This window comes from Sphingomonas sp. STIS6.2, assembly GCF_000732685.2.
In the GTDB taxonomy this organism is placed as follows: Bacteria; Pseudomonadota; Alphaproteobacteria; order Sphingomonadales; family Sphingomonadaceae; genus Sphingomonas; species Sphingomonas aerolata.
The window spans coordinates 1-1,254 of sequence record NZ_JPDP02000083.1; the positions used below are offsets into that span (position 1 = coordinate 1).

General features: G+C 64.7%; 2 protein-coding genes. Both read right to left on the minus strand.

The window, feature by feature from the left end; translation table 11 throughout:
- The coding region (locus sphst_RS20565) for a DUF3325 domain-containing protein (protein ID WP_159043600.1) at nucleotides 1–254 on the minus strand (254 nt) is incomplete at its 3' end.
- On the minus strand, nucleotides 251–1,254 hold a 1,004-nt coding region (locus sphst_RS12105), incomplete at its 5' end, for a PepSY-associated TM helix domain-containing protein (RefSeq protein WP_199848968.1). The genes sphst_RS12105 and sphst_RS20565, both read right to left, overlap by 4 nt.

A 1,254-nucleotide genomic window follows, 5' to 3' on the forward strand; every position in this document is an offset into this window, starting at 1 on the left:
AAGTTGAGCGTAAGGAAGGCGACTCCGGCACCCGCCATGATCGCGCCTACCCACAAGATCGGGCCGAAGATCCACCCTCGAGCAAGTATCGCAGGTGCCACGCTCGCGACCAGCGCAAGCCAGCCCCCCATGCGTAGCATCGTGCATCGTCTTCCCTGCAGAGAGTATCCGAACCGGCGACGATGATGCGTATCGGTAGCAAGGCCGAGCAATACGAATCCTGCCATTGCAAGCAGAAACGACACAATGCTCATTCAGCGACCTCCAGCATTGTTGCGGACGTTGCGGCCGCAGCAGCTTTGCGCACGCGCTTCGGATTTGGTTGATAGCGTGCGACGCGGCGCGCGAGCAGTATGAATCCGATCCCGAACACCACTATCGTCGCCCCGATGCCCCCGATCATCAGGTCGCCAATCGCAAGGGACGTGAACATTCCGTGATCAGTTGCGACGATGTCGTACGCCGGCAACGCAACGAGCAGCCAACCGGTCGCCGCGAATAGCGAAGGCCAAACGCGCGCCGGCCTGACGACAAAGGCCGTCAGCGCTGCGGCAGCCCAGGCGATGAACAGCGCGTGGATCTCCCAATCGGCGCGTCCGCGGAGTGTTGCCGGGAGCAGTCGGTTGGCCCAGAAGAAGCACGCGATTCCGAGCGGAAACCCGCCGATCACAGCGACGTTGAGCCGTTCGACGAAGCGGAACCCAAAATGTGGTCGGGCCGGGTCGGTCAGGCGTTCGCGACGCTTGACCGTCCACAGCACGAGGCCGCTCGCGATCATCAGCGTGCCGGCGATCCCGCACAGGAAATAAAGCCAGCGCCCTCCGTTACCCGCAAACCGTCCGGCATGAAGCCCGATCATCGCACCGGCAGTCTCGGCCGCCGCACCCGGTGGTGGCGATTGCCACACGAGGCGCCCCGTCACGCCGTCATAAGTCAGTCGCGGCGTCCGCGACGACAGCATCGAACTGGCGCTCTGACTGACCGACACGCGCGCAGCGGCGTCGCCGGGATCACTGACTTCGATGAAGCTGGCGGGGGCACCGAGGCGGCGCTCGGCATCGGCGGCGATCAGTCGCAGGTCGATCAGCGGTGCGGGACGGCCGGTCCGCTCGACCACCGAAGCGGTCGGAAACAGCGTCGCGAACACCGTGCGCTCGTCCGTGTAGTTCGCAACGACCGCCCACGGCATCAGCAGCGCCATCAGCGTGACCAGACCGGTATAGGTGATCATCAGGTGGAACGGCAGCGCCAGCG